Origin of the sequence: Citrobacter sp. wls826 (assembly GCF_005281245.1) — a bacterium.
In the GTDB taxonomy this organism is placed as follows: Bacteria; Pseudomonadota; Gammaproteobacteria; order Enterobacterales; family Enterobacteriaceae; genus Citrobacter; species Citrobacter braakii.
Genome location: NZ_SZWS01000048.1, coordinates 102,700 through 107,058, shown reverse-complemented (window position 1 = coordinate 107,058; position 4,359 = coordinate 102,700). Strand labels below are relative to the sequence as shown.

The window sequence follows — 4,359 nt, the reverse complement described above, 5'->3', positions numbered from 1 at the left end:
TACCGGGCACGTTGTTTTAAGCGTAAGTTTTAATGATTTCCAGCACGCCGTTAATAATAAACTGCACGCCCATACATACCAGCAGGAAGCCCATCAGTCGGGAGATCGCCTCAATACCGCCTTTACCGACCAGGCGCATAATTCCGCCAGAACTGCGCAAACAGCCCCACAGGATAACCCCGACCACGGCAAAAATAATCGGCGGTGCGACCATTATCACCCAGTCCGGAAACTCAGCCCCATGACGCACGGTGGACGCCGAGCTGATGATCATTGCAATCGTACCCGGACCCGCGGTGCTTGGCATGGCCAGCGGAACAAATGCAATATTGGCAGTCGGTTCATCTTCCAGTTCTTCTGATTTGCTTCTCGCTTCCGGAGAGTCATGTGCCTTCTGCTGTGGAAACAACATTCGGAAGCCGATAAACGCAACGATTAACCCACCCGCGATACGTAACCCGGGAATCGAAATCCCGAAGGTATTCATCACCAGTTGTCCGGCATAATACGCCACCATCATGATGGCAAACACGTAAACGGACGCCATGAGTGACTGACGGTTACGCTCTGCGCTGTTCATGTTGCCGGCAAGGCCGAGGAACAACGCCACGGTGGTTAACGGGTTTGCCAACGGTAACAGGACTACCAGCCCCAGTCCTATTGCTTTAAACAAGTCCATCATAATGTCATCTTTCCTGTGCGTTAATCGTCAACGGCAAGTATACGGTGAAATCCGGGAGATAAGCCATTTTCGCGGTGTAAGGATTCATTTTTCATCCGCACGTATAAGCCATAATTTTCAAACCGTTAAAATTCCACTCGCCAGAAATTGAGTCTGATGATTTAGCAAAACGTGGCATTTGCTGACCCATTCATTTGACTTATATTTGCCTAAGCAATAATATCAGCCGTGACTAACTACTTGCCAGGGCAACCATTGTGAAAAGCACCAGTGATCTGTTTAACGAAATCATCCCACTGGGTCGTTTGATCTACATGGTTAATCAGAAAAAAGATCGTTTGCTAAACGACTATCTGTCACCGCTGGATATCACAGCATCGCAGTTCAAGGTGCTCTGCTCCATCCGTTGCGCGGTGTGTATTACCCCTGTCGAATTGAAAAAAGTGCTGTCTGTCGATCTCGGCGCCCTGACGCGGATGCTGGACAGGCTGGCCTGTAAAGGCTGGATAGAAAGGCTTCCGAATCCACATGACAAGCGAGGCGTGCTGGTGAAACTCACCGAACATGGCGCGGCAATTTGCGAGCAGTGTCATCAATTAGTAGGGCAAGACCTGCACCAGGAACTAACAAAAAACTTAACGGCGGATGAAGTGACCACGCTTGAGCATTTGCTTAAGAAAATCCTGCCGTAAACAGAAAGAGGTATGACGATGTCCAGACGCAATACTGACACAATCACTATTCATAGCATTTTGGACTGGATCGAAAATAACCTTGAATCGCCGCTCTCGCTGGAAAAGGTGTCAGAGCGTTCAGGTTACTCCAAATGGCACCTGCAACGGATGTTTAAAAAAGAAACCGGTCATTCACTGGGTCAATACATCCGTAGCCGTAAAATGACTGAAATAGCGCAAAAATTAAAAGAGAGTAACGAGCCGATCCTTTATCTGGCGGAGCGTTACGGCTTTGAGTCCCAGCAAACGCTGACCCGGACATTCAAAAACTATTTTGATGTTCCGCCGCATAAATACCGTATGACGAATATGCACGGCGAATCACGCTATTTGCTGCCACTCAATCAATGTAATTGCTAATCGCCAGTTAACGACGTAACCGAGGAAATCATGAAACTTCTGTCTTATGCGATGCTGGCCCTGCTGTATGTTGTTTCGGGCCAGAGCATGGCGGAACAGACCGCGCAACCTGCCACACAAAACAGTCGTGACGCGATGATTATGCCGCCTGCGCACGATCGGTCCCCGTTCGATTTTAATCATATGGGTGCAGGCAGCGACAAATCCGACGAATTAGGTGTGCCTTATTACAATATGCGCAACCTGTAATTTTTTTGCCCCGTCACTGCGGGGCTTTTTTTACCCTCTCGCCTGCGCAGTCTTACGCAACCGAAAGCCAAACACATTAATGTACAATCCTGCCATGATCAGCAGCGCACCGAGCAGTTGTAATCCGGTAAGCGTTTCATCCAGCAGCACGGCCGCGCTCGCCAGTCCAACAACCGGCACCAACAGCGACAACGGCGCGACACGCCAGGTTTCATAACGCCCGAGTAAAGATCCCCAGATGCCATAACCCACAATGGTCGCCACAAACGCCAGATAAACCAGTGACAGAATGGTGGTCATATCTATCGTCACCAGGCTTTGGATAATTTGCGTTGGGCCATCGAGAAGTATTGAGGCGAGGAAGAATGGGACAACAGGAATCAACGCACTCCATACCACCAACGACATCACCGCCGGGCGTGACGTATGCTGCATGATTTTTTTATTAAAGATATTACCGCTGGCCCAGCTTAGCGCCGCCGCCAACGTCAGCATAAAACCGAGCATGCCAACATGCTGTCCGTTGAGACTGGCCTCAATCAGCACCAGCACGCCAAATATGGCCAGCGCAATTCCTACCCGTTGTTTACCTTGCAGACGTTCACCAAAGGCGAATGCCCCCAGAATGATGGTGAAAAACGCCTGAGCCTGTAATACCAGAGAAGCTAACCCGGCAGGCATACCGAATTTGATGGCGCTAAAGAGAAACGCGAACTGCCCAAAACTGATGGTCAGCCCATAGCCGAGCAGCAGTGAAAGCGGAATTTTCGGCCGGGCAACGAAGAAAATCGCCGGAAATGCCACCAGTAAAAAACGCAACCCAGCCAGCATTAAGGGTGGCATATTGTGTAGCCCCACTTTGATGACGACAAAGTTCAGCCCCCAAACCACAACGACCAGTAACGCTAATAACCCGTCTTTACGCGACATACCACCGCCCCTGCGGATATTAAATTTTTGTAAACAAATTAAAGTAACGGAAATCGTTGTGCCGTAACAGATCATTAATTCAGGTAGGCCACACAGGGCATTTTCGGACAACTTATTGAGTGTACATCACACTTTTAGCATGCTATTTGTTTCTGATATCTAAAAAAAACATAACAACATGCATTGTCGGGCAGGAAAATGAATATCTCTCTGAGAAGGTCCACTCTCGCGTTACTCGCGTCATCATTGTTATTAACGATTGGGCGTGGCGCCACGCTGCCCTTTATGACGATCTACCTCAGCCGACAGTACAATCTGAGCGTCGACCTGATCGGTTATGCGATGACGGTCGCACTGACCATTGGCGTCGTGTTCAGCCTTGGCTTTGGTATTCTGGCCGACAAGTTTGATAAAAAACGCTATATGCTGCTGGCTATCTGCGGCTTTGCCTCTGGCTTTATTGCTATTCCACTGGTGCATAACGTAGTGGTAGTGGTTTTGCTCTTTGCCCTGATCAACTGCGCCTACTCCGTCTTCGCCACGGTGCTGAAAGCCTGGTTTGCCGATAATCTCTCGGCGACCAACAAGACTAAAATTTTCTCGCTTAACTATACCGTGCTGAACATCGGCTGGACCGTAGGCCCACCGCTGGGCACGCTACTGGTGATGCAAAGCATTAACCTGCCGTTCTGGCTCGCTGCTGCATGTTCAGCACTCCCTCTGGTGTTTATCCAGACCTGGGTAAAACGTTCACCAGCAGCATCAGAAGGTTTGAACGCCGCAGTTTGGTCCCCCTCGGTACTGCTGCGCGACAGAGCATTATTCTGGTTTACGCTGTCAGCATTTTTGGCGTCATTCGTTGGTGGTGCCTTTGCGTCCTGTATTTCGCAATACGTTATGGTGGTTGCAGACGGCGATTTTGCCGAGAAAGTGGTGGCAGTCGTCCTGCCCGTTAACGCCGCCATTGTGGTATCACTGCAATATGCCCTCGGGCGCAGGCTCACCGCCACGAATATCCGCCCGCTAATGACTGTAGGCACGCTGTTCTTTGTGGTCGGTCTGGTTGGCTTTACCTTCTCCGGCAACAACCTGGTGTTATGGGGCATTTCTGCAGCCTTTTTCACTATCGGCGAAGTCATTTACGCACCGGGTGAATACATGCTCATCGACAACATCGCGCCTGCAGGAATGAAAGCCAGCTATTTTTCCGCCCAGTCGTTAGGCTGGTTGGGCGCAGCGGTAAACCCATTAGTCAGCGGCGTCATTTTAACCACATTGCCGCCGTGGTCGCTGTTTGTGGCGCTGATGGTGGCGATCGTTCTTGCCTGGGCGCTAATGATAAAAGGCATGCGCGCCAAACCCTGGGGCCAGACGGCGGTCTGCTAATGATGATCGCGACAGAGC

6 protein-coding genes are annotated in these 4,359 nt (G+C 50.3%); 4 read left to right on the top strand and 2 right to left on the bottom strand.

Features of this window, described 5'->3' with window-relative positions:
- Positions 1-16: 16 nt before the first annotated feature.
- A complete protein-coding gene (locus FDW87_RS11155) occupies positions 17-682 on the bottom strand; it encodes a MarC family NAAT transporter (RefSeq protein WP_016153073.1) in 666 nt (221 codons plus the stop codon).
- Positions 683-939: 257 nt separating this feature from the next.
- Here FDW87_RS11155 and marR point away from each other — a divergent pair, with 257 nt between their 5' ends.
- From marR to marB, 3 genes are read left to right on the top strand one after another with little or no spacing between them, the layout of a single operon-like run.
- Positions 940-1,374, top strand: a complete 435-nt coding sequence (gene marR, locus FDW87_RS11150) for a multiple antibiotic resistance transcriptional regulator MarR (protein WP_016156485.1) — start codon at positions 940-942, stop codon at positions 1,372-1,374.
- 18 nt (positions 1,375-1,392) lie between these two features.
- Positions 1,393-1,776, top strand: a complete 384-nt coding sequence (gene marA / locus FDW87_RS11145) for an MDR efflux pump AcrAB transcriptional activator MarA (protein WP_003032424.1) — start codon at positions 1,393-1,395, stop codon at positions 1,774-1,776.
- A 30-nt stretch (positions 1,777-1,806) separates the two neighbouring features.
- The gene (gene marB / locus FDW87_RS11140; RefSeq protein ID WP_016153071.1) at positions 1,807-2,025 is read left to right on the top strand and encodes a multiple antibiotic resistance protein MarB; all 219 of its coding nucleotides are present in this window, start codon (positions 1,807-1,809) and stop codon (positions 2,023-2,025) included.
- A 30-nt stretch (positions 2,026-2,055) separates the two neighbouring features.
- Here the strand turns inward: marB and eamA are convergent, their stop codons facing one another.
- Positions 2,056-2,955: an O-acetylserine/cysteine exporter gene (gene eamA, locus FDW87_RS11135; RefSeq protein WP_019076776.1), complete on the bottom strand. Its 900-nt coding sequence runs from the start codon at positions 2,953-2,955 to the stop codon at positions 2,056-2,058.
- 198 nt (positions 2,956-3,153) lie between these two features.
- Between eamA and ydeE the strand changes: the two genes are divergently transcribed.
- Complete coding sequence (gene ydeE / locus FDW87_RS11130) at positions 3,154-4,341, top strand: efflux MFS transporter YdeE (protein ID WP_047359042.1); 1,188 nt, start codon at positions 3,154-3,156, stop codon at positions 4,339-4,341.
- Positions 4,342-4,359: the final 18 nt, after the last annotated feature.

Bases quoted from the DNA above. Each gene is read 5' to 3' on its own strand.
- FDW87_RS11155 (WP_016153073.1), bottom strand. From the start codon at position 682: ATGATGGACTTGTTTAAAGCAATAGGACTGGGGCTGGTAGTCCTGTTA.
- marA (WP_003032424.1), top strand. From the start codon at position 1,393: ATGTCCAGACGCAATACTGACACAATCACTATTCATAGCATTTTGGAC.
- marB (WP_016153071.1), top strand. From the start codon at position 1,807: ATGAAACTTCTGTCTTATGCGATGCTGGCCCTGCTGTATGTTGTTTCG.
- ydeE (WP_047359042.1), top strand. From the start codon at position 3,154: ATGAATATCTCTCTGAGAAGGTCCACTCTCGCGTTACTCGCGTCATCA.
- eamA (WP_019076776.1), bottom strand. From the start codon at position 2,955: ATGTCGCGTAAAGACGGGTTATTAGCGTTACTGGTCGTTGTGGTTTGG.